Origin of the sequence: Streptomyces sp. CA-251387 (assembly GCF_050936625.1) — a bacterium.
GTDB lineage: Bacteria > Actinomycetota > Actinomycetes > Streptomycetales > Streptomycetaceae > Streptomyces.
In genome coordinates this window covers 961,296-985,904 of record NZ_JBNJMJ010000001.1, presented here as the reverse complement: position 1 = coordinate 985,904, position 24,609 = coordinate 961,296, and the positions used below count along the sequence as shown (strand labels likewise).

Sequence of the window (24,609 nt, the reverse complement as noted above, 5' to 3'; positions counted from 1 at the left end):
CCGTGGGACCGGGAGGTCAGATCCAGCCCTGCTCCCAGGCCCGGTGGGCGGCCGCATGCCGGGTCGGGACGCCCAGCTTGGACATGGCGGAGGAGAGGTAGTTGCGGACCGTGCCGGAGGCCAGGTGGATCTCGGCGGCGATGTCCGCGATCGACGCGCCGGTGCGGGCGGCACGCAGGACCTCCAGTTCCCGGTCGGTGAGGGGGCAGTCGTCCTCGGTCAGCGCGGACGCGGCGATGTCCGGGTCCACATAGCGGCGGCCGACGGCGATGTCCCGGATGATCTCGGCCAGCCGGGCCGCCGGGGTCGTCTTGGGCACGAAGCCGCGTACCCCGGCGGCGAGGGCCCGGCGCAGGACGGCGGGCCGGGCGTGCCGGGTCACCAGGACGATCTGCGTGGGCAGTTCGGCCCGGATCTCCTCGGCGGCCCGCAGCCCGTCGGTGGGCGGCATCTCCAGGTCGAGGACGGCGATGTCGGGGCGGTGCTCGCGGGCCAGCCGTACCGCCTCGGTGGAGGTGGCCGCCTCGGCGACGACGGTGAGGTCCTGCTCCAGCGCGAGGAGGGCGGCCAGGGCACTTCTGAGCAGGTCCTCGTCGTCGGCGATCATCAGGCGGATCATCGGGCGGCTCCGTCCGCGGGATTCCGCGACACCGGTGAGGTCGGCGGTCGTGTCGGCTGCGGTGATTGCGGCGACTGGTTCGGCTCCGGTGATTGCGGCAACTGTTTCCGCTCCGGTGATTCCGGCGACGGCTTCGGCTCCGGTGAGTGCGCGGGCAGCGTGGCCGTGACCGTGAACCGGTCACTGTCCCGGTGCCACGTCAGCTCGCCGCCCGCCGCCTTCAGCCGCTCGGCGAGCGTGCGCAGTCCCGTGCCGTCCAGGGCGGCGGGATGCTCCTCGACACCGTCGTTGCTCACCCGCAGACGGGCGCGCCCGTCCGCGATCCGGTAGTCGACCTCGGCGTGCCCGGCCCGGCTGTGCCGGAGCACGTTCGTGGTGGCCTCCCGCATCACCAGACCCAGGAGGTGCCGGGCGGAGTCCGTGAGGCCGGCGGCCACGGCCGCGGGGTCGAGGGTCATTTTCGCGTCGATGTCGGCCGCGGCCAGCACCCGTGTCGCGTTGCCGATCTCGTCGTCCAGGGACGTGCGACGGTACCCCTGCACCACGGCCCGGGTGTCGCTCAGGGCGTCCGCCGACAGCCGCCGTATCTCCTTGAGTTCCGCGGCGGCGCGCGCGGGGTCCAGATCGACGAGCCGCGCCGCCAACTCGCTCTTCAGTGCGATGACTTGGAGGTGGTGGCCCTGGATGTCGTGCAGGTCGGCGGCGAACCGCAGCCGCTCCTCCCTGACCGCCAGCTCCGCCTCCAGCCGTCGCGCCTCGTCCAGCCGCCGTGCCGTGTCCCAGGCCCACAGCGGGCCGAGCGTCACCCAGGCCGTGAAGGCGACCAGCCCGGCCGGGAACAGCGCGGCGTACGCCAGCTCCCCGTCTCCCGCGGCCAGACTGACCAGCCCCCCGGGCAGCGGCGCCAGGACGACGGCGCCCGCGATCAGCAGCCGCCTGCGGCGCGGCGGGAGGTACGTGGCGACGATCGACACCACCAGGGCGGGCGCCACCGGCCACAGCCCGTAGTCGCGCAGGGCGAGAGGGAAGGCCGCGAGCACAACTCCGGCTCCCACGGCGGCGATCAGCCGGCCCAGGGGCGGTCCGCCGGGGTGCGCGTCCGTCACCGGGAGGAGGGCCAGCCGCCGGCTCAGCAGGACGACGCTGGCCCACACCTCGACCGCCAGCGCGGCGGCGGCCGGGCCGCGGGCCCACAACGGGACGTCACCGTCGAGGATCCACTCGCCGACGAACACCGCCAGGACACACACGGTCATGCCCGGCACGGTCCACCACGTATAGCGGCGGAAGCTCGTCAGCCCCGCCGCGTCACCATCGATCGCCCCGTCCCCCACCCGGTCATTGTGGCCCACGCCGCATGACAAATGTCATGCGAGGACGTGACAACGCCACGTGCGCGCAGGGAGATTCGGCACTACTGGCGAGCTGCTCCGCACAGCAGGTTGGAGGTGTCACCACATCCCTTCACGACCAGGAGACTTCCCATGTCCGGCCCTGCCTCTCACCCGATCGCCGACCGGTCGCACCCAGCCACGCTGCTCAAGCGGCGCTGGCCCACGGCGCTGGCCGTCGCGGTCGTCGCCCTCAACGTGATCGCATCCGGCTCGCAGGACGTGGCCGACGCGGTCGGCGGCTTCGGCGAGACCCTGCCGTTGCTGCCGCTGATCTATCTGGTCGTCAACCAGATCGGTAAGCCGCAGGCCACCTGGCCGGTGCTCGGGGCCGGGCTGGTGGCCGTGTTCGTCCTCCCCTTCCAGGACGTGGTCGCCCCCTCGACGGTCCTCGTCGCCCTGGCATTGGTCCTCCTGGCATGGGGAGCCGTGCGCGGGACACCGCACGGGCGGGCCACGCTCGGGGTGCAGGCGGCGGGCGCGCTCGTCTTCTGCGGGCTCGCTCTGGCCGGGCTGGTGGTGGATCCGGACCTGGGCCGCTATCTGCTGGCGGCCGGCTGGTTCTTCCACGGCGTATGGGACTTCGTGCACCTCGGGCTCGACAAGGTCGTCTCCCGTACGTTCGCCGAGTGGTGCGGCGTCATCGACGTACTCGTCGCCGTCCAGTTGCTCTTTCTTCTCTAGCCTCGGCCGAAGGGCCGGCCTGGCCTCGACCGAAGTGCCCGGTCTAGCCCCGGCCGGAGCGGCGCGCCAGATCCTCCAGCACGCTCACCGCCCGGTCCGCGTCCTCGGCCGGCACGAAGAGGTGGTCGTGGTGGAACCCGGCGACCACGTTGCAGCTCAGGCCGGCGTCGGCGAGGTCCCGGGAGACCGCGGCGGTCAGGCCCACCGCCTCCAGCGCCGAGTGGACGCGCAGCGTGATCCAGCCCGCCACATAGTCGTAGGCCATCCCCGCCGCGTCGGCCTCCTCCTGCCGTGCGACCACGGTGAGGCCCTCCGGCTCGGCGACCGTGACCACCGGGGTGACGCCGGAGGGGACGCGACCCTCGACCGTGGTGAACACATAGCGGCCCGGGTTGAGCGCCGGGCGCATACCGCTGAGCAATTTCTGCAGGTCACGTTCACCAGCCATGATCGAGAGCGTACCGGCGGCCCCACGCCTTCGCAGTCCCGGCGGCCGGACCGGGACTCGGCGTACCGGAAGCGCCGAGTGGCCGAGAACGGCCGAGAAACGCCGGCGTGGGGTCCGTAACCGCGCTGGGCCTCCGTACGTTGCCACCAGTGGTCTCTCTCGTCCGGCACGCCAACTCCGCGCACTGGGAGCTCTCTTGGACCCCGAAGGCACCTCCGACACCCCTTGTTCCGGCCCCCTCTCCCGCCGCAGATTCCTCCAGGCCACCGCCACGGCCACGGCGGTCGCCACCGTGACCGCGCCGCCCGCGGCCGCCGCCTCCGGTACGACCACGCTCTCCCTCACCGCGGCCACGGGCGGTTCCGCGACCCTCTCCCCGTCCGGTGACCGGCTGGTCGCCGAGGTCCAGAACGTGCTCTGGTCCCTCCCGCGGCAGGGCGGCACGGCCGTCCCCCTCACCCCGCCCGGCCTCGAACCCACCCGCCCGCAGTTCTCGCCCGACGGCAGCCGCCTCGTCGTGTGCGCCTACCGCGGCGGGGGCTTCCACCTCTGGACGCTGCGGCCCGACGGCACCGGCCTGCGGCAGCTCACCGACGGACCGTGGGACGACCGGGGCCCGGCCTGGTCGCCGGACGGCACCCGGATCGCGTTCGCCTCCGAGCGCGGCGGCGACACCGTGACCGGCGCGCCGTACCGCATCTGGATCGTGGACGTGCGCACCGGCACGCTCACCCGGCTCACCGGGCGCCCCGGCCGGCAGGGACCCGGGCAGGACGCCCGCTGGGAGGACTTCGACCCGGCGTGGTCGCCGGACGGGGAGCGCGTGCTGTTCGTGCGCGCCGGCGTCACCGCGACGGGCGCCCTCCGCGCGAGCACCGTCGCGTCGGTGGCCGCCGACGGCTCGGGCCCGGTCACCACCGAGCACACAGACGACTCCGGCGCCCAGCTCATGACCCCCGCCGTCTCGCCCGCCGGGCGCCTGGCCTACCTGCGCACCACGGCCTCACCCGCGGCCTCCTGCACGCTCGTGGTGGACGGGAAACCGGTGGCCGTGGCGGGCGACCTCCTCCCCGCGCCGCCCCGCTGGACGGACGGCGAGCGACTGCTCCTCAACGTCGACGGACACTTCCGCCTGCTCGACCCGGACGCGCCGGGCAGCGGCGAGGAGATCCCGTTCACGGCCGTATTGCCCGTGCGCCGGCCCCGCTACCGCGGCAAGGCGTACGACTTCGAGGGCGCCGGCACCCGCCCCGTCCGCGCGCTGCACCTGCCCGCCCTGTCACCGGACGGCCGCCGCGTCGCCTTCGCCGCGCTCAACGCGCTGTGGATCGGCGGCACGACGGGTGGCCGCCCACCCAGCAAGGTCCTGCAAGCCCCCACCACTCGCTATGTGTTGGCGCCGACCTGGACGCCCGACGGCACGGCGCTGGTGTACGCCGACGACCGTGACGGCCTGTTCGCGGTACGACGCCGTGACCTCGGCTCCGGCGAGGAGACCGTGCTCGCCGAGGGCGGCCGTGTCTTCCCCGCCCTTTCGCCCGACGGGACGCGGCTGGCCTGCCTGGACATGTCCGGCAACCTCGTGGTGCGCGACCTGCCCGACGGCGGCGAACAGGTCCTCGCCGCGCCGCTCGGCACGGGCGGGCTGCCCGGACGCCCCAGCTGGTCGCCCGACGGCCGGTATGTGGCGCTGTGCGACCGCAACCGCCTCAACCAGCGCTTCCGCGAGGGCTACAACCTCATCCGGGTCGTCGACACGACCACCAAGGCCGCCACCCTGCAGGCCCTCGCCCCCCACACCTCCCTCTCCGACCGCTACGACTCCGGGCCCGTCTGGTCCCCGGACGGCCGCTGGATGGCCGTGGTCGCCGAGTCGGCCCTGTGGCTGCTGCCGGTCCGGGGCGACGGCACCCCGGACGGCGAACCCCGACGCCTCACCACCGAACCCGCCGACCACCCCTCCTGGGCCGCCGACGCCCGCACTCTGCTCTACCTCTCGGCGGGCACCCTGCGCCTGATGGACATCGGCACCGGCCGGACCCGTACCGTCCGTATCCCGCTGGACCACCGCAGACCGCGCCCGGCCGACACGGTCGTGCACGCGGGCCGCCTCTGGGACGGCACCGGCCCGGACGTCCGCGAGGACATCGACGTCGTGATCCGCGACGGCCGCATCGCGCAGGTGTCCCCGCACCGCACCGGCCGTCGCCCGGCCGCACGCCACATCGACGCGAGCGACCGCACCGTGGTCCCGGGCCTGTGGGACGCGCACACCCACCCCTGGCAGTCCACCTACGGCGGACGCCAGACCGCGCTCCAGCTCGCATACGGCATCACGACGGCCGTCTCGCTGGGCGGCTTCGCCTACGAGCAGGCCCGCATCCGGGAGGCGGTCGCCGCCGGTGCCCTCGCCGGACCCCGGCTGCTGACCACCGGCGAACTGCTCGACGGGCCACGGGTCGCCTACAGCATGGGCCGCGCCCACCGCACCCCCGAGGGACTGCGCCGTTCGCTGGCGCGCGGGGCCGCGCTGGACTGGGACTTCGTGAAGACGTACGTACGGGCTCCGGGCTGGGTGATGAAGCAGGCCGCGCAATTCGGGCACGACCGGCTCGGGGTGCGCAGCGGCAGTCATCTGTGCACGCCGGGTGTGCAGCTGGGCCTGGACCTGACGACCCATCTGCAGGCCACGCAGCGACTGGAGTTCGGGCACGCGACCTCGGCCACGGGGCGGGCGTACCAGGACGTCGAGGAGATCTACACCCGCGCCGACTTCCACCTGGTCGCCACCCCCTTCACGGCCATCGCCCTCCTCGGCGCCGACCCCGCGCTCGCGGACGACCCGCGCGTCACCGCACTCATGCCGCCGTGGGACACCGCACTCGTCCGCCAGCAGGCCGGACAGCCGCCCTCCGCCGCCCAACTGGCCACACTGGCACGGGAGATGGGCGTCTACCGGCGGATCCTGGCGGGCGGCGGCCTGCTCGCCCTCGGCACGGACCAGCCGATCGTCCCGGTCGGACTGCATCTGCACCTGGTCCTGCGCGCCCTGCACGCCGCCGGTCTGTCACCGGCCGAGGCGCTGCGCACCGCCACGCTGCTGCCCGCGCGCGTCTTCGGCGCCGACGCCGACCTGGGCACCGTGGAGGAGGGCAAGCTCGCCGATCTGACGGTCGTGGACGGCGATCCGTTCACCGACTTCGCGACGCTGATCCGTACGGTGGCGGTCCTGCGCGGCGGCGTCCCGTTCGAGCAGGCGGAGCTGGTCGACGCCTTCGACGCCGGGTCGGAAGGGCGGGCGGCCGAGGAGTGGCTGGAGGTGAGCCGCCGTATGCGCCGGGAGGGGTGCTGTGAGCTGTGAGTGGGGCACGGTTCACACACACTTCCTGGGGCATCTGCGCAGGAGTATCACTTGGGCTGCACACAGCCTGTCCAAAGCCTCGTTAGCGTTACAGCCCGTTCGATCCCGAGTGCGAACCCAGGAAGACCGTAGATGGACTACTGCTCCTCGTGCCGTCGGCATCTCAACGGGGCTCTTGTGTGCCCCGGGTGCGGCGCCTACGCCCCGGACATCGCTCCCTCCGCGGTCGGGGGTACGGCCGTCCCGCCCGGCGCGGCCGCCACCGGAACGGCGGCGTGGGAGACGCCCACCGACGACACCTGGTACGACGGCTACTTCCGGGACGAGGCTGCCCCGTCGGCCGACGTGGAGGACACCGCGCCCACGAGCCCGTCCGGCGACGTGGAAGGCATGCCCCAGGTTCCGCAGGGCCGGGCGGCGCGGCGTCGCCAGCGGGCCCGCTGGAAGAAGAACCAGCGCCGGGCCGTGGTCGCGACCGCCGTGGCGCTGGTCGGCGGCGGTCTGACGGTCTCGGCGTTGGACCGGGGCTCCGCCGACAAGGCCCAGGCGGCCACCGCGCCGCAGGATCCGGGCGTCGTGGGCGCGGAGGAACAGGCCACGGAGCTCACCCGTCCCGTGTCCACTCCGCCGGACACCCGTGAGGCCACGCGCACCGACACGCCTGGTTCGAAGCCGTCCCCGACCAACGTCGCGCGGGAGCCCGTCAGCACGCCGCACACCACGCGCGAGTTCACCCGACCGGACGCCGCCTCCACGCCGAGTCCCACGGCGACCCCGGTCCCGCAGACGCAGACCGTCTCCCCGGCCCCCGGAGGCGCGACCTCGGGCGACAGCGGCGGCGCGGCCGCCGAGCCGCAGCAGACGCCGCCCCCGACGGCAACCGACAGCTCCGACTCCGGAACCTCCACGTCACCGACGAGCCCCGCACCGGAGGAGACCTCGCCGGCGCAGCTGTGCGTGCTCAACGTCCTGTGCCTCGGCTGACCATGCCCGGCGACTGACCTGATCGCCGGAGCACACGCCACCTGAGATCACCGTCACCCTCCCGCATCGCCACACAACCTCGTGGATGCGGTCATGCTGGTAGAAGCCGTACGCCATCCCAGGCGCAGACCGGCAGCAGCAGAGCAGGACGTCGTTCTCAGGAAGGAAGACTTTCCATGGTCGAGCAGGACGAGCGCTTCGATGTCGTGGTCCTCGGCGCGGGCCCGGGCGGCTACGTCGCCGCCATCCGCGCCGCCCAGCTGGGCAAGCGGGTGGCGGTCGTGGAGGAGAAGTACTGGGGCGGCGTCTGCCTGAACGTGGGCTGCATTCCCAGCAAGGCGCTGCTGCGCAACGCCGAACTGGCGCACATCTTCACGCGCGAGGCGAAGACCTTCGGCATCAAGGTGGACGGGCAGGTCAGCTTCGACTACGGCGAGGCGTTCCGCCGCAGCCGCAAGGTGGCCGACGGTCGGGTCAAGGGCGTCCACTACCTGATGAAGAAGAACAAGATCACCGAGTTCGACGGCCGCGGCACCTTCCTCGACCCGCACACCCTCCAGGTGACGGACTACGAGGGCAACACCCGCACCATCGGCTTCGACCACTGCATCATCGCCACCGGCGCCACGCCGAAGCTGCTGCCCGGCACCCGGCGCAGCGCACGCGTGGTGACGTTCGAGGAGCAGATCCTGGCCGAGGAACTGCCGCAGTCGATCGTCATCGCGGGCGCCGGCGCGATCGGTGTCGAGTTCGCGTACGTCCTCCACAACTACGGTGTGAAGGTCACCATCGTCGAGTTCCTGGACCGGATGACCCCGCTGGAGGACGCCGAGGTCTCCGCCGAACTCGCCAAGCAGTACCGCCGGTTGGGCATCGACGTGCTGACCTCGACGCGCGTCGACGCCATCGACGAGTCCGGCCCGCAGGTCCGCGTCACCGTCACCGCCAAGGACGGCTCGCAGCAGGTGCTGGAGGCCGACAAGGTGCTCCAGGCGATCGGTTTCCAGCCGAATGTCGAGGGATACGGCCTGGACAAGACCGGCGTGGCCGTCACCGAGCGGGGTGCGATCGACGTCGACGGCCGCTGCCGTACCTCCGTGCCGCACATCTTCGCCATCGGTGACGTGACGGCGAAGCTGATGCTCGCGCACGCCGCCGAGGCGATGGGCATCGTCGCCGCCGAGACCATCGCGGACGTCGAGACGATGGAGCTGGACTACGCGATGATCCCGCGGGCCACCTACTGCCAGCCGCAGATCGCCAGCTTCGGTTACACCGAGGACCAGGCCCGCGAGCTGGGCTACGACGTGCAGGTGGCGAAGTTCCCGTTCACCGCGAACGGCAAGTCGCACGGCCTGGGCGACGCCACCGGCTTCGTGAAGCTGATCAGCGACGCCAAGTACGGCGAACTGATCGGCGGCCACCTCATCGGCCCGGACGTCACCGAGCTGCTGCCCGAGCTGACCCTGGCCCAGCAGTGGGACCTCACCGTCCACGAGGTCGCCCGCAACGTCCACGCCCACCCGACCCTCGGCGAGGCGGTCAAGGAAGCGGTCCACGGCCTCGCGGGCCACATGATCAACTTCTGAGCGCCGGCTGCGGTGGCTCGCCCGGTGCTTCAGCCGTCGAGCCACCAGCGGGCCGCCGCCCACGCGAATACGTAACCGAAGCTGTTGACCGCCCAGTGCAGGGCCATGGGCGCCAGCAGGCTGCCGGAGCGACGGCGCAGTTCGCACAGGACGACCCCGGCGGCGGTCGTGGCCGCGATCGCCACGGCGACCGTCGGCACGACGCCCGCCGGGCCGTCGCCGAAGACCGAGCCGACGGCGGCGTTGGAGCGGTTGATGCCGCGGGACGGCAGCAGGTGCCACAGCCCGAACAGCAGCGACGACACGGCCGTGGCCCAGGCCGTTCCGTGCCGGCGCCGGAGCATCGCCCACAACACGCCCCGGAAGGCGGTCTCCTCCAGCAGCACGGTCCCGAACGGCACCCGCACCAGGGCAACCCATAACAGCCGTCCCACGGACAGATCCGCCGCCCTGGAGTCCTGGAACGCCTCACGCCCGGCCGGAACGGTCAGAAGGAGCAGCAGGACCAGCAGAACGATCCCCGCCAGGACGGGAGCCCACCGCAGTCCCCGCCGCAGCCCCGCCGCGTCGAGCCCCAGGTCGGCCCGGGAGAGACCGTCCCAGCGGGCGATGAGCAGCAGGACGGCCGTCGCGCTCACGCAGACGACCACGTACAGGGCGGGGCCGCGCGCGAGCCAGTTGTTCAGCAGGTTCGCGGCGGCGAGAACGGCGAGTGCACAGGCGATCGGCATCCGGGTTCCAGGATGCCCCGTGGCAGGGATGCCGGTGAGAAATGCCGCGTAGTCGGCGTGGTGGCGACGGCGACGCGGACGAAGCAGTGGGTGCCGCCGAACATACGACGGAACTCAAGACCTCCTGGCTCCTGGCCCGGCACCCCGCGCCGCCCGGAAGCCGAGCCATGCCTGACACCTGTTACGCCACCGCCGCGGTGGCCGTCACCGTGGGCCTGCACCTGTGGCGCCGCAACGCCCTGTTGAGCATCCTCGGTGGTACGGCCCTGCACTGGCGTTGACCAGCACGGTGTTCGCCACTGAGGGTCCCCGCGTCCAGGAAGGCACGCTGTCCCCAGGAAGGCACGATGCCCATGCCGGCCAAGAACCTCACCGTCAACCGCGCGGCCCTCGGCCACCGCCTCGCCTACGCCCTGCGACACCCCGACCGGGTGCCCCGCCATCTGGCCCGCACCGCCCGGGACATGTGGCTGCGCCGCCGCCACCCGGACCATGTGTCCTACTACCGCGCCGTGATGCGCTCCGACACCCGCGCAGACCCGGACGCCGCGGTCGGCAGCCACAGCCGCGAGCGGTGGCTGGCGCTCGGGGCGATGCAGTTCGACTACCTCGTCGGCCACGGCCTGCGCCCCGAGCACCGGATGCTGGAGATCGGCTGCGGCAACCTACGGGGAGGCTGGCGGTTCATCCGCCACCTCGACCCCGGTCACTACTACGGCGTCGACATCTCGCCCGACATCCTCTTCGCCGCGCAGGACACCGTCGTGGAGATGGGCCTGCAGCAGCGCCTTCCCACGCTGACCCCGGTGCGCGACCTGACGCTGCGGTTCCTGCCCGACGCCCACTTCGACGTCGTACACGCGCACAGCGTCTTCTCGCACTCGCCGCTCCCGGTGATCGAGGAGTGCCTGGCCAACGTCGGCCGGGTGCTCGCACCCGGCGGCTGGTTCGACTTCACCTTCGACCGCACCGAGGGCGAGGAACACCACGTCCTGCGGGAGGACTTCTACTACCGCACCGAGACCCTCGTGGCACTGGCCGCGAAGCACGGCCTGCGGGCCCGCTTCATGACGGACTGGGAGGAACTGCCGCACGGTCAGTCCAAGATCCGGGTCACCCACACGGTGTGAACCGATTCCCCGTCAGTAGGTCGTTTGTTTCCGGTCAGTAGGTCATCTGTCCCGGACCCTTGACTCGTCATGCCGGAGTGGCCATCCTCGTCGCACATATTGCGAGGTCATGACAACCCGACCCCGCTCTCCCGCCGACCGAGGGACGTGGGCTGTGACCAGTGCCGGACGCCCGTACCGCAGACGCAAGAACGTCACCGTGGTGTCGCTCCTCCTGCTCGTGCTGTCCATCGCGCTCGGACCCACACCGAGTTCGGCGGCCGGCACCGACTGGTGGAACCCGACCGCACGGCCCGCGCCGGACTCTCGGATCAACGTCACCGGCGAGCCCTTCACCGGCACCAACGCCAAGGGCGAGGTGCGCGGCTTCGTCGACGCGCACGACCACATCTTCTCCAACGAGGCCTTCGGTGGCCGTCTGATCTGCGGAAAGCCGTTCTCCGAGCAGGGCATCGCCGACGCCCTCAAGGACTGCCCCGAGCACTACCCCGACGGCTCGCTCGCCATCTTCGACTTCATCACCAACGGCGGCGATGGCAAGCACGACCCCGTCGGCTGGCCCACCTTCAAGGACTGGCCCGCACACGACTCGCTGACGCACCAGCAGAACTACTACGCCTGGGTGGAGCGGGCCTGGCGCGGCGGCCAGCGGGTGCTGGTCAACGACCTCGTCACCAACGGCGTCATCTGCTCCGTGTACTTCTTCAAGGACCGCAGCTGCGACGAGATGACGTCGATTCGGCTGCAGGCCAAGCTGACGTACGACATGCAGGCCTTCATCGACAAGATGTACGGCGGCCCCGGCAAGGGCTGGTTCCGCGTCGTCACCGACAGCGCGCAGGCCCGTGAGGTCATCGAGCAGGGCAAGCTGGCGGTCATCCTCGGCGTGGAGACCTCCGAGCCCTTCGGCTGCAAGCAGATCCTCGACATCCCGCAGTGCAGCAAGGAGGACATCGACAAGGGCCTGGACGAGCTGCACGCGCTGGGCGTGCGCAGCATGTTCCTGTGCCACAAGTTCGACAACGCCCTGTGCGGCGTCCGCTTCGACTCGGGCTCGCTCGGAACGGCCATCAACGTCGGCCAGTTCCTGTCGACCGGCACCTTCTGGAAGACCGAGACGTGCAAGGGCCCGCAGCACGACAACCCGATCGGCAACGCCTCGGCGGCCGAAGCCGAGCAGGAACTCCCGGCGGGCGTGGAGGTCCCCTCGTACAGCGCGGACGCCCAGTGCAACGTCCGCGGGCTCACCGAACTCGGTGAGTACGCCGTGCGCGGCATGATGAAACGCAAGATGATGCTCGAGATCGACCACATGAGCGTCAAGGCCACCGGCCGGGCACTCGACATCTTCGAGGCCGAGTCGTACCCCGGCGTGCTCTCCTCGCACAGCTGGATGGACCTGAACTGGACCGAACGGGTCTACGGCCTCGGCGGCTTCATCGCCCAGTACATGCACGGCTCCGAGGGCTTCGTCGCGGAGGCGAAGCGCACGGAGGCCCTGCGCGACAAGTACGGCGTGGGCTACGGCTACGGCACCGACATGAACGGCGTCGGCGGCTGGCCGGGGCCGCGCGGCGCGGACGCCCCCAACAAGGTGACGTACCCGTTCAAGAGCGTCGACGGCGGCTCCGTCATCGACCGGCAGACCACCGGCGAGCGCACCTGGGACCTGAACACGGACGGCGCCGCCCACTACGGCCTCGTCCCGGACTGGATCGAGGACATCCGCCGCGTCGGCGGCCAGGACACCGTGGACGACCTCTTCCGGGGCGCCGAGTCCTACCTCGACACCTGGGCGGCCTCCGAGAACCACCAGGCCGGCGTCAATCTCGCCCGCGGCGCCACCGCATCGGCGAGTTCGTCGGAGTGGAGCCTGTTCACGAGCTACCAGCCGCAGCGCGCCGCCGACGGCGACGGCGGCACCCGCTGGGCCAGCGACTGGAGCGACGACCAGTGGTACCGGCTCGACCTCGGCTCCACCCCACTCGTCAAGCGTGTCACCCTCGACTGGGAACGCGCGTACGGCAAGGCGTACCGCATCGAGCTCTCCACCGACGGCGCCAACTGGAAGACCGTCTGGTCCACGACCTCCGGCGACGGCGGCCTGGACACGGCCAGATTCACCGGCACACCGGCCAGGTACGTACGCATCCAGGGGCTGGACCGCGGCACCGACTGGGGCTACTCCCTCTACGAGGTCGGCGTCCACAGCAGCTGACACCCACGAGAGGGGCTCCATGGCACGGTTGCCGTCCGCCGAGCGGCGGCGACAGCTCACCGAGGCGGCCATCAGGGCGATGGCCCGGGACGGCGTCCCCAGGACGACGACCCGGTCCATCGCCGCCGAGGCGGGCGTCTCGCTGAGCGTCTTCCACTACTGCTTCAACTCCAAGCAGGAGCTGATCGAGTCCGTCATCACCACCATCACCGAGCACTATGTGACGCTGGTGAAGGAGGCGATACGGCCCCGGGACACCCTCGAGGAGACCGTACGGGCCGGCTTCCAGGCGTACTGGGACCACGTCCGCGCCCACCCCGACGAGCACATGCTCACCTACGAGCTGACCCAGTACGCCCTGCGCCAGCCCGGATTTGAGCACCTGGCCCGACGGCAGTACGAGCTGTACGCCGAGACGTACGCCGACCTCATCGACCAGCTGCGGCAGACCATGGGCCTGCGACTGCGCGTACCCGCCCCCGTCCTGGCCCGCTACCTGGCCGCCATGACCGACGGGCTGACCCTCAACCACCTCGTGCTCGGCGACGAAGACGCCTGGAACGACATCCTCGACACGGTCGTCGCGCACATCGCCGGGCTGGTCAGCGAGGCCTGACGCGACCTGACGGGGTATGTCACCCGCGTACGGAGGCCCGGTCAGCACCCGGTCGCGTGGTGTCCCGTCTGAAGAGCCACCCCATCTCCGGCTCCATCACGCAGCGCAGGGCGCGCCGGACGGGCGGGGTGCACAGCACGGTCACGACCACCGCGGCGACGACGGTCACGACGATCGCGCCGAGCGGCTCGCGGACCCAGGCGGGGTCGTACCAGCCCCAGAACTTGGCACCCTGGGCGACGAAGCCGTGCAGCAGATAGCCGTACAGCGTGCCCGCGCCCAGCGCGGTGCACCACATCCGACGCCCGGGCACCCAGGCGAGGAAGCAGGCCACCAGCACCAACGAGCAGCCGAACAGGACCGGCGTCATCACGACCCCGTACCAGGCGGGCGCGCCCAGCGCCTCGGCGCTGTCGCGGTGGTAGAACCAGCCGCCCGTCATCCTCGGCACCGCCCAGTACGCCACCACGAACGCGCACGCGAACACCGGGACGGCCGCGATCCGCACCGCGCGGCGCCGGACCAGCCGGAAGTGCTCCGGCTTCAAGAGCAGACCCAGCACGAAGTACGGCAGGAACTGCAGGGTGCGCTGCAGGTCGAGGTCCTTGCCGATGGACGGCGACAGGGTGGCCAGCATCGCCAGGGCGAGCGCGAGCGGCAGCGGCATGCGCACCCGCTGCCACAGCGGGGTGGTCAGCCGCCACAGGAACAGCGCCGCCAGGAACCAGGTCAGATACAGCGGGTCCAGCAGGCTGATCGGGCGGTCCGGCTCCCGGTCGGTCCACCTGGTGAAGAGGGTGTACGCCGTCTCGAAGATCACATACGGGACGACGAGTCCGGTGACCAGGCGTTTGAGGCGCTCCGGGCGGCCGTCGAAGCCGCGCGAGAAGTAGCCGGAGATGACGACGAAGGCCGGCATGTGGAAGGCGTACACGAGCATGTACATGGCGGTGACCGCCCGGCTGCCGTCCCGCAGCGGCTCCCACGCGTGTCCCACCGCCACCAGCACGATCGCGGCGTACTTGGCGTTGTCGAAGAACGCGTCCCGCTGCTTCGAAGGCCCAGGTGGGGCGGTTATGGCGCGCGCGGGCGCGGTCTGGAGGGCTTCGCTCACCACACGGCCCCCTGGGCGCCACGGGGGAAGCCCACGCGATCGCGTGCGGGTCTGACGGAAGCGACGGCTGTGCGGACGTGCTGAGACATCCCACGCGCCTCACCACTTCCGGACGACGTAAACCTCGCCGGGCGGTGATCCACACGGGAGGGCCTGGCGATACCGCCGTAGGGGTGTGGTCGTAACCCGTGTGAACGCTCCGAATGGTGCGCACGGGACGCATGGCTGACGGTGGATCACGTCAAGGCCTGGCTCCAGTGGTGATGAAGCGTCAGCCGCCCAGGCCGTGACGGAAGGATTCACCTATGCGCTCTGTTCGCATGCTGCTCGCCACCGCGACGGCCACGGCCGCACTGGCGATCACACCCGCCGCCTACGCCATCACGGCGGGTGACTGGGACCAGGAAGACGCGTCTTCCCACAGCAAGAAGCACGACGAAGACTCCGACAAGGAACACGACAAGGATCACGGCAAGGAGCACGGTAAGGAAAGCAAGCACGACGAACCCCGTGGTGGAGTTCACACGGGTGGCGGAGCGCTGGTCCTCGTGAACGACGAGGACGACTGGGGCGGGGGCCACGACAAGGGGCACGACAAGGAGCACGACAAGGGCTCCCACGAGGAAAGCAAGCACGACGAGCCTCGTGGTGGGATGCGTACGGGTGGCGGAGCGCTGGCCCTCGTGAACAACGAGGACGACTGGGGCGGCGGCCACGGCAAGGACGACTGGGGCGGCGGCCACGGCAAGGACGACTCGTGGAAGGGCGACCATGAGGAGGAGTCCTGGGGCGGCGACCACGGCAAGGAGTCCTGGGGCGACGACCACGGCAAGCCGCACGGTGGGATGCACACCGGAGGCGGCGGCCTCGCCGACCCGGCGGGTGTCACCGCGGGCGGCCTGGCCGCGCTGGCGGTCGCGGGCACCGGCATGTACGCCCTGCGGCGCAAGAAGGCCTCAGGAACCGTCGCCTGACCGATGCCCGACGACATAGCCGCTGAGGCCGCCGCACGTGCGCCGCGCGTCGCGGCGGCCCCGCTCCCTCTTCCCCTTGCCGTGTCCGCTGCCGCGCCCGAATGAGGTGGTGCCCGATGGCCGTCGGCCGTCCCTCGTCCCCCGATGTCGACCCGGTCCCTTCTGATGACGGTTCCGCGCCCTCACGGCGGATAAGGCGTACGGCCGTGACGACGTTCTGGAGCGTGGTCGCCGCCGTCGTGCTGGTGGTGAGCCTGCCCGACGGCCGCAACGGGGCGCCCGAAGCCCATCGCGCCCCCCACGCCCCACCGGCGGTCGAGCCGTCCGCTCCGGCGGTCGAGCCGTCCCCGTCCGCCTCGCGGGCCGTGGGCAAGCACCTGCCGAGGTCCCGGCCGATCCGCCTGCTCATCCCCAAGATCTCGGTCAACGCGCCCTTCACCGACCTCGCCATCGGCCCCTCGGGCCAGCTCGAACCCCCACCGGCCCACGACATCAACCTCGTCGGCTGGCACGCCAAGGGCGCCTCCCCCGGCGAGAGGGGCACCTCGGTCATCGCCGGGCACGTGGACACGGCGACGTCCGCCGCGGTGTTCGCAAGACTCAGCGAGCTGGAGAAGGGGGACGACTTCCAGGTGGTGAGAGCCGACGGGCGCAGGGCGTCCTTCGTGGTCGACAGCGTGGAGCAGTTCGACAAGGACACCTTCCCGAGCAAGCGGGTCTACGGCGACACCCCCAGTGCCCAGGTCCGGCTGATCACCTGCGCCGGGGACTACGACCGCCGGGCCAGGGACTACACCGCGAACCTGGTCGTCTTCGCCCACCTCGCCTGAACCGCCCGCCGCGCCGCCCCCCGGGCCCTTTCCCGAACCGCCGCACTCCGCGCTGACCTCGTGTCTTACAGTGACTGCGACCAGTTCCGGTGACTGAACCTGTGAGGTAGTCGCGAACCATGCCGACCGAGACGTTTGAGTTCCAGGTAGAGGCCCGTCAGCTGCTCCAGCTGATGATCCACTCGGTCTACTCGAACAAGGATGTCTTCCTGCGCGAGCTCGTCTCCAACGCCTCCGACGCGCTCGACAAGCTCCGCCTCGAAAAGCTGCGGGACGACACGCTCGAAGCCGACGTGAGCGATCTGCACATCGAGATCGACGTGGACAAGGACGCCCGCACCCTCACGGTGCGGGACAACGGCATCGGGATGTCGTACGACGAGGTCGGGCAGCTCATCGGCACCATCGCCAACTCGGGGACCGCCACGTTCCTGAAGGAGCTGCGAGAGGCCCAGGACGCCGCCGGGGCCGAGGGGCTCATCGGCCAGTTCGGCGTCGGCTTCTACTCCGGCTTCATGGTGGCGGACGAGGTGATGCTGGTGACCCGGCGCGCCGGGGAGAGCAAGGGAACCCGCTGGACGTCGCGCGGTGAGGCCACGTACACGCTGGAGACCGTCGACGACGCGCCGCAGGGCACGTCCGTCACGCTCCACCTCAAGCCCGCCGACCCCGAGAACCAGCTGCACGACTACACCTCCCCCTGGACCATCAGGGAGATCGTCAAGCGGTACTCGGACTTCATCACCTGGCCGATCCGCATGGTCCCGGAGGCGGGCGACGGCGACAGCGCGCCCGAACCCGAGACGCTGAACTCGATGAAGGCCCTGTGGGCGCGTTCGCGCGACGAGGTGTCCGACGACGAGTACCACGAGCTGTACAAGCACATCAGCCACGACTGGCGCGAGCCGCTGGAGACCATCCGGCTCCAGGCGGAGGGCACCTTCGAGTACCAGTCGCTGCTCTTCATCCCCTCGCACGCCCCGCACGACCTGTTCACGCGGGACTTCAAGCGCGGCGTCCAGCTCTATGTCAAGCGCGTCTTCATCATGGACGACTGCGAGGCGCTGCTGCCGCCCTACCTGCGCTTCGTCAAGGGCGTCGTCGACGCAGCCGACCTCTCGCTCAACGTCTCCCGCGAGATCCTGCAGCAGGACCGGCACATCCGGATGATGCAGCGCCGGCTGACGAAGAAGGTCCTGTCCACGGTCAAGGAGATCATGACCAAGGACAAGGAGCGGTACGGCACGTTCTGGCGGGAGTTCGGCACCGTCCTCAAGGAGGGCCTGGTCACCGACTCCGAGAACCGCGAGGCCATCCTCGCCGTCGCCTCGTTCGCGACCACGCACGCCGACGACGAGCCGACCACGCTCGCGCAGTACGTGGAGCGGATGAAGGACGGCCAGGACGACATCTACTACATCACCGGCGAGTCCCGGCAGAGCATCGAGAACTCCCCGCACATGGAGGCGTTCCGGGACAAGGGCATCGAGGTCCTGCTGCTCACCGACCCCGTCGACGAGGTGTGGGTCGACACCGTGGGCGAGTACGAGGGCAAGAAGCTGCGGTCCGTCGCCAAGGGCGAGATCGACCTCGGCGCCGAGGGGGACGAGAAGGCCGACGGGGAGCGGGAGAAGCAGGCCGAGGAGTACGCCGGTCTGCTCGGCTGGATGCGGGAGCAACTGGACGAGGACATCAAGGAGGTGCGCCTGTCGACGCGGCTCACCGTCTCCCCGGCCTGCGTCGTGTCCGACGCGCACGATCTGACCCCGGCTCTGGAGAACATGTACCGGGCGATGGGCCAGGAAGTGCCGCGCACCAAGCGGATCCTGGAGCTCAACCCCGACCACCTGCTGGTCAAGGGCCTCAACCAGGCGTACAAGGAGCGCGAGGACCGCACGGGCCTCGCCGAGTCCGCTGAACTCCTCCACACGCTGGCGGTGCTCGCCGAGGGCGGCCAGCCCAAGGATCCCGCCCGCTTCGTGAAGCTGGTGGCGGACCGGCTGGAGCGCACCCTGTAGCCGGCGCCGTAGGCCATCCGGGCGTGTGCGCGGGCCATTGTCAGTGGCCCGCGCTAGCTTCCCACTAGTCGGTCTCTGGCCCTGCCCCGGGAGGAATCATGGCCTCGCGTCTCAACCCCTACATCACGTTCGCCGGCGACGCCCGGCAGGCGATGGAGTTCTACAAGGAGGTCCTGGGCGGCACCCTGACGCTCAACACCTACGGCGAGTTCGGCCAGAAGGACACCCCGATGGCCGACAAGATCATGCACGGCATGCTGGAGACCCCCAGCGGCTTCACCCTGATGGGCGCCGACACCCCCACGGGCGACCACAAGCCGGGCAACAACTTCTCCGTGAGCCTGAGCGGCGACGACGAGGACGAACTGCGCGGCTACTGGGAGAAGCTGTCCGCCGGCGCCCATGTGACCGTGCCGCTGGACAAGCAGATGTGGGGCGACGTCTTCGGCATGTGTACGGACCGCTTCGGCATCACCTGGATGGTCAACATCGCCGGCCAGGCCGGCTGAGAGCGGGCGAGCCGCGGGAGTGCGAGGTGGATGCGGCGGTCGAGGTGCTCACCGCCGCATCCGGGTGTTGCGGGCCCGGCCGGTGGTCAGGCCGTGGTCAGCTCGTAGAAGCCCCTGCCGAATGTCGCGGCCACCAGACGGTGGTGCCCGGCGTCGTACTCGATGTCGTCGACCGGTACCTGCGGCATGCCGCGGCCGAGGCGCAGCCAGTGGCCGCCGCCTTTGACGCTGGTGAAGACGCCCTGGTCGGTGGCGACGTAGAGGGTGCCGCCGCGGGCTACGACCAGGTCGTTGACGGGCGCGGCCGGGAGGTTGCCCGACAGGTTCCGCCAGTGCCGGCCGCCGTCGGTGCTGCCGTACACATGGGCCAGCGGGGAGCCCGAGCGGTAGCCGGAGTGGGTGGTCCAGACGCGGTCGGGGTTCCTCGGGTCCACGACCACCCGGGTCACCCACGGCAGCCCCTCGGCCAGCTTCGTCCAGGTCGCCCCGAGGTCCCTCGTGACCCAGACGCGGCCGTCGTCCGTACCGACGTAGACGGTGCGCCCGTCGGCCGCGGGGGCGATCGAGGTGATCGTGCCGTAGTTGGTGTAGATCGGGTCGGGGCCCGGGCCGCCGCTCAGGTCGGAGCTGATGGGCTGCCAGGTCGCGCCGCCGTCCGTGGAGCGGTTCAGCACCTCCGAGCCGTAATAGAGGATCTTCGGGTCCCGTGGGTCGAAGACCACCGGGGTGAACCAGTTGCGGCGCTTGTACGTCGTCCGGTCCGCGAAGTACGTGAGCGTGTCGCCGCCGTCTGTGGAGCTGAAGCAGTTGCCGTACTGGTAGCAGGCGAAGACGTTGTTCACGTCGGCCGGGTTGATGAGGTTCTCCTCGCCGTCACCGCCGAGGTACTCGTTGAACCGCTCCCCGCCCCAGGACCGCAGCGAGCCGTTGTCCTGGGCGCCGCCCGAGATCCGGGTGACGTCCTGCGGGCTGATCGCCGCGCTGTAGAGCTGGGTGTACGGCTGGTGCCGGGACTTGACCCAGCCGCCGTCGCCGCCGGAGTCGGAGCGGTAGACGCCGCCGTCGTTGCCGAGGTAGACCCGGCCCGGGCGACGCGGGTCCCACACCATGGCGTGCTGGTCGACGTGCATGCTGGTGTCGTTGGCCGTCCAGGTGCCGCCGCCGTCCTTCGTGGTCATCAGGGGCACGCCCGCCACATGGACGTGCTCGCTGTCCCGGGGGTCGATCCACACCTTGCCGAACCACCAGCCGAAGCTGGACTGCGAGCCCGTGAGGGTGTCGTCGGCCGAGGTCCGGGTCCAGCTGTCGCCGCCGTCGGCCGAGGCGTAGAAGCCCTCGAAGGGGCCGCTGGTCCTGTTGACGATCGCATAGAGCTTCTCGCCCGCGACCGCTAGGCCGATGCGTCCCACGTCCGGGCCGGCCGCGGGCAGTCCGCCGCCGAGCCGCTGCCAGCTCGCCCCGTCGTCCGTGCTGCGGAAGACGCCCGAGCCGACACCGCCGTACGTCCGCAGCTCGGGCGTCCTGCGGTGGTCCCACAGCACGGCGTAGAGCCGGTCGCCGTCGATGACGATCTCTGTGGCGCCGGTGAACTCGTTGGCGCCGGCGAGGATCCGCTCCCAGGTGGTGCCGCCGTCCTCCGAGCGGTACACGCCGCGGTCGCCGCCGCCGTTGTAGAGCGAGCCGGCCGCTGCGACATAGATGCGGCGCGGGTCCGCGGGGTCGACGGTGATGGCGCTGATCGCGCCGGAGTCGCGCAGACCGATCGGCTTCCAGGTACGGCCGCCGTCCCGGCTCCGGTACAGCCCCGTCCCCTCGTAGGTGATGCTTCCGCCGCCCGGATTGGGTTCACCGGTGCCCACGTACAAGGTGCCGTCGGGACCGGTGGCCACCGCGCCCATGGCCTGGGTCCAGCTGTCGGGCCACACCGAGTGGAACGTCGCCCCGGCGTCGGTGCTGCGCCACAGCCCGCCGCTCGCGGCCGCCGCGTACACGGTGTCGGCGCGCTTCGGGTCGAGCGCGAGGGAGACGATCCGCCCGCCGATGTTGGTGGGCCCGACGTTCCTCCATCGCCCGCCGACGGTCGGCAGCTCACGGGCCTGCGCGGCGGCGAGGTCATGGGCGTGGCGCGGAAGCGACTCGCCCGGCAGGGTCTTCTGGAGGTAGCGGTACTCCGCGGGGGCGGCCGGCCCACGGACCGGCCGGTACACGTCGGACGGCCCGGGCGGCGCGGCCGATCCGGACGGCGGGGTCGGTGCGGCGGCCGCGGGGTCCGCGAGTAACGCGGCGCCCGTGACCGCGGCGAGAACCAGAGACAGCAGACCTCTGCCCATGAAGCCCCTTCCATCGTCATGCCCATCTCAAGCGGCAATGACGTTACGAGAGAAGTGAGTTGAGCAGAAGGGTGCACGATCGTCGCTCTGGGAGCGGTTGGAATCGCCGACACTGGTGAGTTCCGGCCGTCCGTTGACGTAATCGCCCACGGTGGTAGCTACAGGGCGTAAACCCCTGGAAGGAAGGGAAGGGAGCTATACGGCAAACCGCGGGGAGTGGTCGTCAGCGCCCGGATGTCGGGCCCGAAGCGCTGAGGAGGGGCCGGACATGGGCGGGCAGCCCTTGTATCTCGAACCGCGGCTGGCATCGCGGCTGCGCTCGTTACTGGACTCCCCGGGGCTGCTGCACACCCTCACCGACGCCCTCGGGTCTCCGCTGAACCTGGTCGTCCCGGACCAACTCGCCGACAACCTCCGGCAGTTCCGCTCCGTCTACGACAGACACCACCTGTCCGGCCAGGTGTTCTTCGCCCACAAGGCCAACCGGTCCAGCGCCCTGCTGAGGCGGCTCGCCGCCACGGACGCCGGCGTGGACGTCGCCTCGCTGGGTGAGCTGCAGCACGCCCTGGGCGCCGGCTTCACCCCCGACCGCATCACCGCTACCGGCCCGAAGAACCCGGAATTCCTGTGGCTGGCGGCCCGCACGTCGGTCACCGTCAGCGTCGACACGCGTGGCGAGCTGGAGCAACTCGCCACGCTGGTACGCAAGCACACCCTGCCCAGGACCCGCATCCTGCTCCGGCTGTCGGGGTTCGAGGCGTCCGGCGTACGGGTGCTGAGCCGCCGCAGCCGGTTCGGCACCACCGTAGGGGAGTTGGGGCCCCTGCTGGAGACCGTCCAGCGGCATGCCGACGTGGTCGACCTCGTCGGTGTGGCCTACCACCTGGACACGACGAGCCTCACCGAGAAGGCCACGGCGCTGGAAGGCTGTCTGCGGATGCTGGAGGAGTGCCGCAGCCGGGGGCTCAGGCCCCGGGCCGTGGACATCGGCGGCGGATTCGGCGTCAACTACCTGGCCGACGGCGGGCAATGGCAGCGGTACACGACCGAACTCACCGAAGCCGTCCTGGGCACCCGCCCGCCCCTGACGTACGGCGGTCACGGCTACGGACTGCGCAGCGAGGGCGGCACCCTGCGCGGCACACTCGGCCTCTACCCCGCCCATCGGCCGGTCGCCTCGGCCCGCTACCTCGACGAACTGCTCTCCCACCCGGCCGCGTCCCTGGGTGGCCGCCCCCTGGCCGCGCTGCTGCTGGAGCACCTCTACGACCTGCACACCGAACCCGGCCGAGCGTTGCTGGACCAGTGCGGACTGACCCTGACGAAGGTGCTGGAGGTACGCGACCAGGAGGCGGACGGCCCCCTGCACGTACGGCTGGCGGCGAAGGCCGACGACGTGGCGCTGGAGGAGCACGGCGTGCTCGTGGACCCCGTCGCCGTGCCCCGGCGACGCCCACGCGACGCGGGCGATCCGGTGGCCGTCCATCTCTTCGGCAGCCGTTGCCTGGAGTCCGACCTGATCACCCGACGCACGGTCTTCCTGCCCCACCGCCCCGAACCGGGCGACCTGTTGGCCTTCGCCAACACGGCCGGCTACTGCATGGACTTCCACGCCACCCGTGCCCAGCACCAGCCCGTCGCGCGCAAGGCCGCCGCCTGGCAGGAGGGCGACACCTGGCGCTGGTGCCTGGACGACCAGTACTGGCCGACCACACCCGTGGGGGGAGCGCAGTGAGGTACGACAGCATCACCGAGGCCATCGGCAACACACCGCTGGTGCGCATCGACCCGGCCGTGCACGGCCTCCGGCACATCGACCTGTACGCCAAGCTGGAGCTGCTCAACCCCTTCGGTTCGGTCAAGGACCGGGCCGCCTGGAACATGGCGCGGCCGCATCTGGCCGCCGCGGCCTCCGCGGCGACCGGGGGAGGCGGCCAGGTCGTCGAGCTGTCGAGCGGCAACACCGCCAAGGCCCTGGCCGTCCTCGCGGGCATGCACGGCCTGTCCTTCAAGAGCGTCACCAACCGGATGCGCATCCCGGAGATCAAGGACCTGCTGCTGTTGCTGGGCGCCGAGATCGAGGAACTGCCCGGCCAGAGCGAGTGCCTGGACCCGACCGCCACCGACGACCCGCTCACGCTCTTCCACCGCACCCTTGCCGAACCCGGCAGCACGTATCTGCACACCGACCAGTACTTCAACCCCCGCAACACCGAAGCCCACTTCACCGGCACCGGCCCGGAGATCGTCAAGGACCTGGACGGCCGGGCGCCGGACTGGTTCATCGCCTGCGTGGGCACCGCCGGCTCCTCCACCGGGGTCGCCCGCGCCCTGCGCGAACACGACCCCGCCGTACGGGTCGTCGGCCTGGTCGCCGCCAAGTCCGACTTCATTCCCGGCATCCGAACCATCGACGAGGCGCACGAGGTGGGCCTGTTCGACCCCGGCACCTACGACACCATCGACTCGGTGAGCGCCGACGAGGCGATCGAGGGAATGCTGACCCTCAACCGCCGCTGCGGCATCCTGGCCGGCCCCACCGGCGGAGCCGCCTTCTTCGGAGCCGTACGCCAACTACGGGCAGCGGACGCAGAACTGACGGAACGGCAGTCAGCGGTCTTCATCGTCTGTGACCGCGTCGAGAGCTACCTCAGCTACGTCCGCCACCGGCGGCCCGACCTCTTCGGCCGCCCGCGCCGCCAGAACTCCCCGGCCGACCTGCCGGACGCCGAGATCCGCACGGCACCGGCCATCGGCGTCGCCGACGCCCAGGCGTGGATCGGCACCGGAGAACCGCTCGTCGTCGACCTGCGCAGCCCCTACGCCTATGCCGCCCTGCACATCGACGGCTCGGTCAACATCGTCGACGAGCTCTTCGAGGAGCTCCTCCACGGCGGGCTGCCGTTCAGCCGCACCCGCCCGGTCCTGCTGGCCTGCCCGGTCGGCGAGAAGTCCGCACGCTACGCCGCCCTGCTGACCAGGATGGGCCACCCGGACGTCCGCAGCCTCATCGGCGGCATCATCGCCTGGCGCGACGCGGGCGCACCCCTCGTACGGGACTGA

19 protein-coding genes and 1 pseudogene are annotated in these 24,609 nt (G+C 71.1%); 14 read left to right on the top strand and 6 right to left on the bottom strand.

What is annotated here, in order from left to right:
• Nucleotides 1-16 precede the first annotated feature (16 nt).
• Both ACQEV2_RS04270 and ACQEV2_RS04265 read right to left on the bottom strand, forming a co-directional pair.
• The gene (locus ACQEV2_RS04270) at nt 17-619 is read right to left on the bottom strand and encodes a response regulator transcription factor (RefSeq protein WP_433036655.1); all 603 of its coding nucleotides are present in this window, start codon (nt 617-619) and stop codon (nt 17-19) included.
• A complete protein-coding gene (locus ACQEV2_RS04265; protein ID WP_433036653.1) occupies nt 616-1,953 on the bottom strand; it encodes a sensor histidine kinase in 1,338 nt (445 codons plus the stop codon). Before ACQEV2_RS04265 ends, ACQEV2_RS04270 begins: the two co-directional genes overlap by 4 nt.
• Nucleotides 1,954-2,103: 150 nt before the next feature.
• On the opposite strand from ACQEV2_RS04265, the gene ACQEV2_RS04260 reads away from it, so the two are divergent.
• Entirely contained in the window at nt 2,104-2,694 is a 591-nt protein-coding gene (locus ACQEV2_RS04260) for a hypothetical protein (protein ID WP_433036651.1), read from the top strand.
• 43 nt (nt 2,695-2,737) lie between these two features.
• Here ACQEV2_RS04260 and ACQEV2_RS04255 read toward each other — a convergent pair whose 3' ends face one another.
• Complete coding sequence (locus tag ACQEV2_RS04255; protein ID WP_433036649.1) at nt 2,738-3,142, bottom strand: ACT domain-containing protein; 405 nt, start codon at nt 3,140-3,142, stop codon at nt 2,738-2,740.
• 196 nt (nt 3,143-3,338) lie between these two features.
• On the opposite strand from ACQEV2_RS04255, the gene ACQEV2_RS04250 reads away from it, so the two are divergent.
• The 3 genes from ACQEV2_RS04250 to lpdA all read left to right on the top strand — a co-directional run bounded on the left by ACQEV2_RS04250 (nt 3,339) and on the right by lpdA (nt 9,076).
• Nucleotides 3,339-6,503 (top strand): amidohydrolase family protein, encoded by a 3,165-nt coding sequence (locus ACQEV2_RS04250; protein ID WP_433036647.1) that lies wholly within the window; start codon nt 3,339-3,341, stop codon nt 6,501-6,503.
• A 132-nt stretch (nt 6,504-6,635) separates the two neighbouring features.
• The gene (locus ACQEV2_RS04245; protein ID WP_433036645.1) at nt 6,636-7,487 is read left to right on the top strand and encodes an SCO2400 family protein; all 852 of its coding nucleotides are present in this window, start codon (nt 6,636-6,638) and stop codon (nt 7,485-7,487) included.
• A gap of 176 nt (nt 7,488-7,663) precedes the next feature.
• Entirely contained in the window at nt 7,664-9,076 is a 1,413-nt protein-coding gene (lpdA, locus tag ACQEV2_RS04240; protein WP_433036643.1) for a dihydrolipoyl dehydrogenase, read from the top strand.
• Between the two features lie 29 nt (nt 9,077-9,105).
• On the opposite strand, the gene ACQEV2_RS04235 is transcribed toward lpdA, so the two are convergent.
• Nucleotides 9,106-9,807, bottom strand: coding sequence for a lysostaphin resistance A-like protein (locus tag ACQEV2_RS04235; protein WP_433036641.1), 702 nt, complete (start codon nt 9,805-9,807; stop codon nt 9,106-9,108).
• A 191-nt stretch (nt 9,808-9,998) separates the two neighbouring features.
• Between ACQEV2_RS04235 and ACQEV2_RS04230 the strand changes: the two are divergent.
• From ACQEV2_RS04230 to ACQEV2_RS04215, 4 genes and pseudogenes are all read left to right on the top strand, one after another.
• Nucleotides 9,999-10,105 (top strand): annotated as a pseudogene (locus ACQEV2_RS04230) (AzlD domain-containing protein); the annotation flags it as partial.
• A 55-nt stretch (nt 10,106-10,160) separates the two neighbouring features.
• On the top strand, nt 10,161-10,937 hold the full coding sequence (locus ACQEV2_RS04225) for a class I SAM-dependent methyltransferase (RefSeq protein ID WP_433054190.1): 777 nt from the start codon (nt 10,161-10,163) through the stop codon (nt 10,935-10,937).
• Between the two features lie 154 nt (nt 10,938-11,091).
• Complete coding sequence (locus ACQEV2_RS04220; protein ID WP_433036639.1) at nt 11,092-13,155, top strand: galactose-binding domain-containing protein; 2,064 nt, start codon at nt 11,092-11,094, stop codon at nt 13,153-13,155.
• Between the two features lie 19 nt (nt 13,156-13,174).
• Complete coding sequence (locus ACQEV2_RS04215) at nt 13,175-13,771, top strand: TetR/AcrR family transcriptional regulator (protein ID WP_433036637.1); 597 nt, start codon at nt 13,175-13,177, stop codon at nt 13,769-13,771.
• Between the two features lie 19 nt (nt 13,772-13,790).
• Here the strand turns inward: ACQEV2_RS04215 and ACQEV2_RS04210 are convergent, their stop codons facing one another.
• A complete protein-coding gene (locus tag ACQEV2_RS04210) occupies nt 13,791-14,885 on the bottom strand; it encodes an acyltransferase family protein (protein ID WP_433036636.1) in 1,095 nt (364 codons plus the stop codon).
• A 305-nt stretch (nt 14,886-15,190) separates the two neighbouring features.
• Between ACQEV2_RS04210 and ACQEV2_RS04205 the strand changes: the two genes are divergently transcribed.
• From ACQEV2_RS04205 to ACQEV2_RS04190, 4 genes are all read left to right on the top strand, one after another.
• Nucleotides 15,191-15,859 (top strand): hypothetical protein, encoded by a 669-nt coding sequence (locus tag ACQEV2_RS04205; RefSeq protein ID WP_433036634.1) that lies wholly within the window; start codon nt 15,191-15,193, stop codon nt 15,857-15,859.
• A gap of 116 nt (nt 15,860-15,975) precedes the next feature.
• A complete protein-coding gene (locus tag ACQEV2_RS04200; protein ID WP_433036632.1) occupies nt 15,976-16,689 on the top strand; it encodes a class F sortase in 714 nt (237 codons plus the stop codon).
• A gap of 119 nt (nt 16,690-16,808) precedes the next feature.
• Nucleotides 16,809-18,707, top strand: coding sequence for a molecular chaperone HtpG (htpG, locus tag ACQEV2_RS04195; protein ID WP_433036630.1), 1,899 nt, complete (start codon nt 16,809-16,811; stop codon nt 18,705-18,707).
• 98 nt (nt 18,708-18,805) lie between these two features.
• Nucleotides 18,806-19,216: a VOC family protein gene (locus tag ACQEV2_RS04190; RefSeq protein ID WP_433036628.1), complete on the top strand. Its 411-nt coding sequence runs from the start codon at nt 18,806-18,808 to the stop codon at nt 19,214-19,216.
• A gap of 86 nt (nt 19,217-19,302) precedes the next feature.
• Here ACQEV2_RS04190 and ACQEV2_RS04185 read toward each other — a convergent pair whose 3' ends face one another.
• A complete protein-coding gene (locus ACQEV2_RS04185) occupies nt 19,303-21,546 on the bottom strand; it encodes a VPS10 domain-containing protein (protein WP_433036626.1) in 2,244 nt (747 codons plus the stop codon).
• Between the two features lie 268 nt (nt 21,547-21,814).
• Between ACQEV2_RS04185 and ACQEV2_RS04180 the strand changes: the two genes are divergently transcribed.
• Together ACQEV2_RS04180 and ACQEV2_RS04175 are read left to right on the top strand one after the other, a co-directional pair.
• Nucleotides 21,815-23,281 carry a Y4yA family PLP-dependent enzyme gene (locus ACQEV2_RS04180; RefSeq protein ID WP_433036624.1) on the top strand — a complete coding sequence of 489 codons (1,467 nt, stop codon included), beginning with the start codon at nt 21,815-21,817 and terminating at the stop codon, nt 23,279-23,281.
• A complete protein-coding gene (locus ACQEV2_RS04175) occupies nt 23,278-24,609 on the top strand; it encodes a pyridoxal-phosphate dependent enzyme (RefSeq protein WP_433036622.1) in 1,332 nt (443 codons plus the stop codon). Before ACQEV2_RS04180 ends, ACQEV2_RS04175 begins: the two co-directional genes overlap by 4 nt.

What these genes read in the sequence shown, in the direction of transcription:
- ACQEV2_RS04270 (WP_433036655.1), bottom strand. Translation starts at nt 619, where the DNA reads ATGATCCGCCTGATGATCGCCGACGACGAGGACCTGCTCAGAAGTGCC.
- ACQEV2_RS04260 (WP_433036651.1), top strand. Translation starts at nt 2,104, where the DNA reads ATGTCCGGCCCTGCCTCTCACCCGATCGCCGACCGGTCGCACCCAGCC.
- ACQEV2_RS04255 (WP_433036649.1), bottom strand. Translation starts at nt 3,142, where the DNA reads ATGGCTGGTGAACGTGACCTGCAGAAATTGCTCAGCGGTATGCGCCCG.
- ACQEV2_RS04245 (WP_433036645.1), top strand. Translation starts at nt 6,636, where the DNA reads ATGGACTACTGCTCCTCGTGCCGTCGGCATCTCAACGGGGCTCTTGTG.
- lpdA (WP_433036643.1), top strand. Translation starts at nt 7,664, where the DNA reads ATGGTCGAGCAGGACGAGCGCTTCGATGTCGTGGTCCTCGGCGCGGGC.
- ACQEV2_RS04235 (WP_433036641.1), bottom strand. Translation starts at nt 9,807, where the DNA reads ATGCCGATCGCCTGTGCACTCGCCGTTCTCGCCGCCGCGAACCTGCTG.
- ACQEV2_RS04225 (WP_433054190.1), top strand. Translation starts at nt 10,161, where the DNA reads ATGCCGGCCAAGAACCTCACCGTCAACCGCGCGGCCCTCGGCCACCGC.
- ACQEV2_RS04215 (WP_433036637.1), top strand. Translation starts at nt 13,175, where the DNA reads ATGGCACGGTTGCCGTCCGCCGAGCGGCGGCGACAGCTCACCGAGGCG.
- ACQEV2_RS04205 (WP_433036634.1), top strand. Translation starts at nt 15,191, where the DNA reads ATGCGCTCTGTTCGCATGCTGCTCGCCACCGCGACGGCCACGGCCGCA.
- ACQEV2_RS04200 (WP_433036632.1), top strand. Translation starts at nt 15,976, where the DNA reads ATGGCCGTCGGCCGTCCCTCGTCCCCCGATGTCGACCCGGTCCCTTCT.
- htpG (WP_433036630.1), top strand. Translation starts at nt 16,809, where the DNA reads ATGCCGACCGAGACGTTTGAGTTCCAGGTAGAGGCCCGTCAGCTGCTC.
- ACQEV2_RS04190 (WP_433036628.1), top strand. Translation starts at nt 18,806, where the DNA reads ATGGCCTCGCGTCTCAACCCCTACATCACGTTCGCCGGCGACGCCCGG.
- ACQEV2_RS04185 (WP_433036626.1), bottom strand. Translation starts at nt 21,546, where the DNA reads ATGGGCAGAGGTCTGCTGTCTCTGGTTCTCGCCGCGGTCACGGGCGCC.
- ACQEV2_RS04180 (WP_433036624.1), top strand. Translation starts at nt 21,815, where the DNA reads ATGGGCGGGCAGCCCTTGTATCTCGAACCGCGGCTGGCATCGCGGCTG.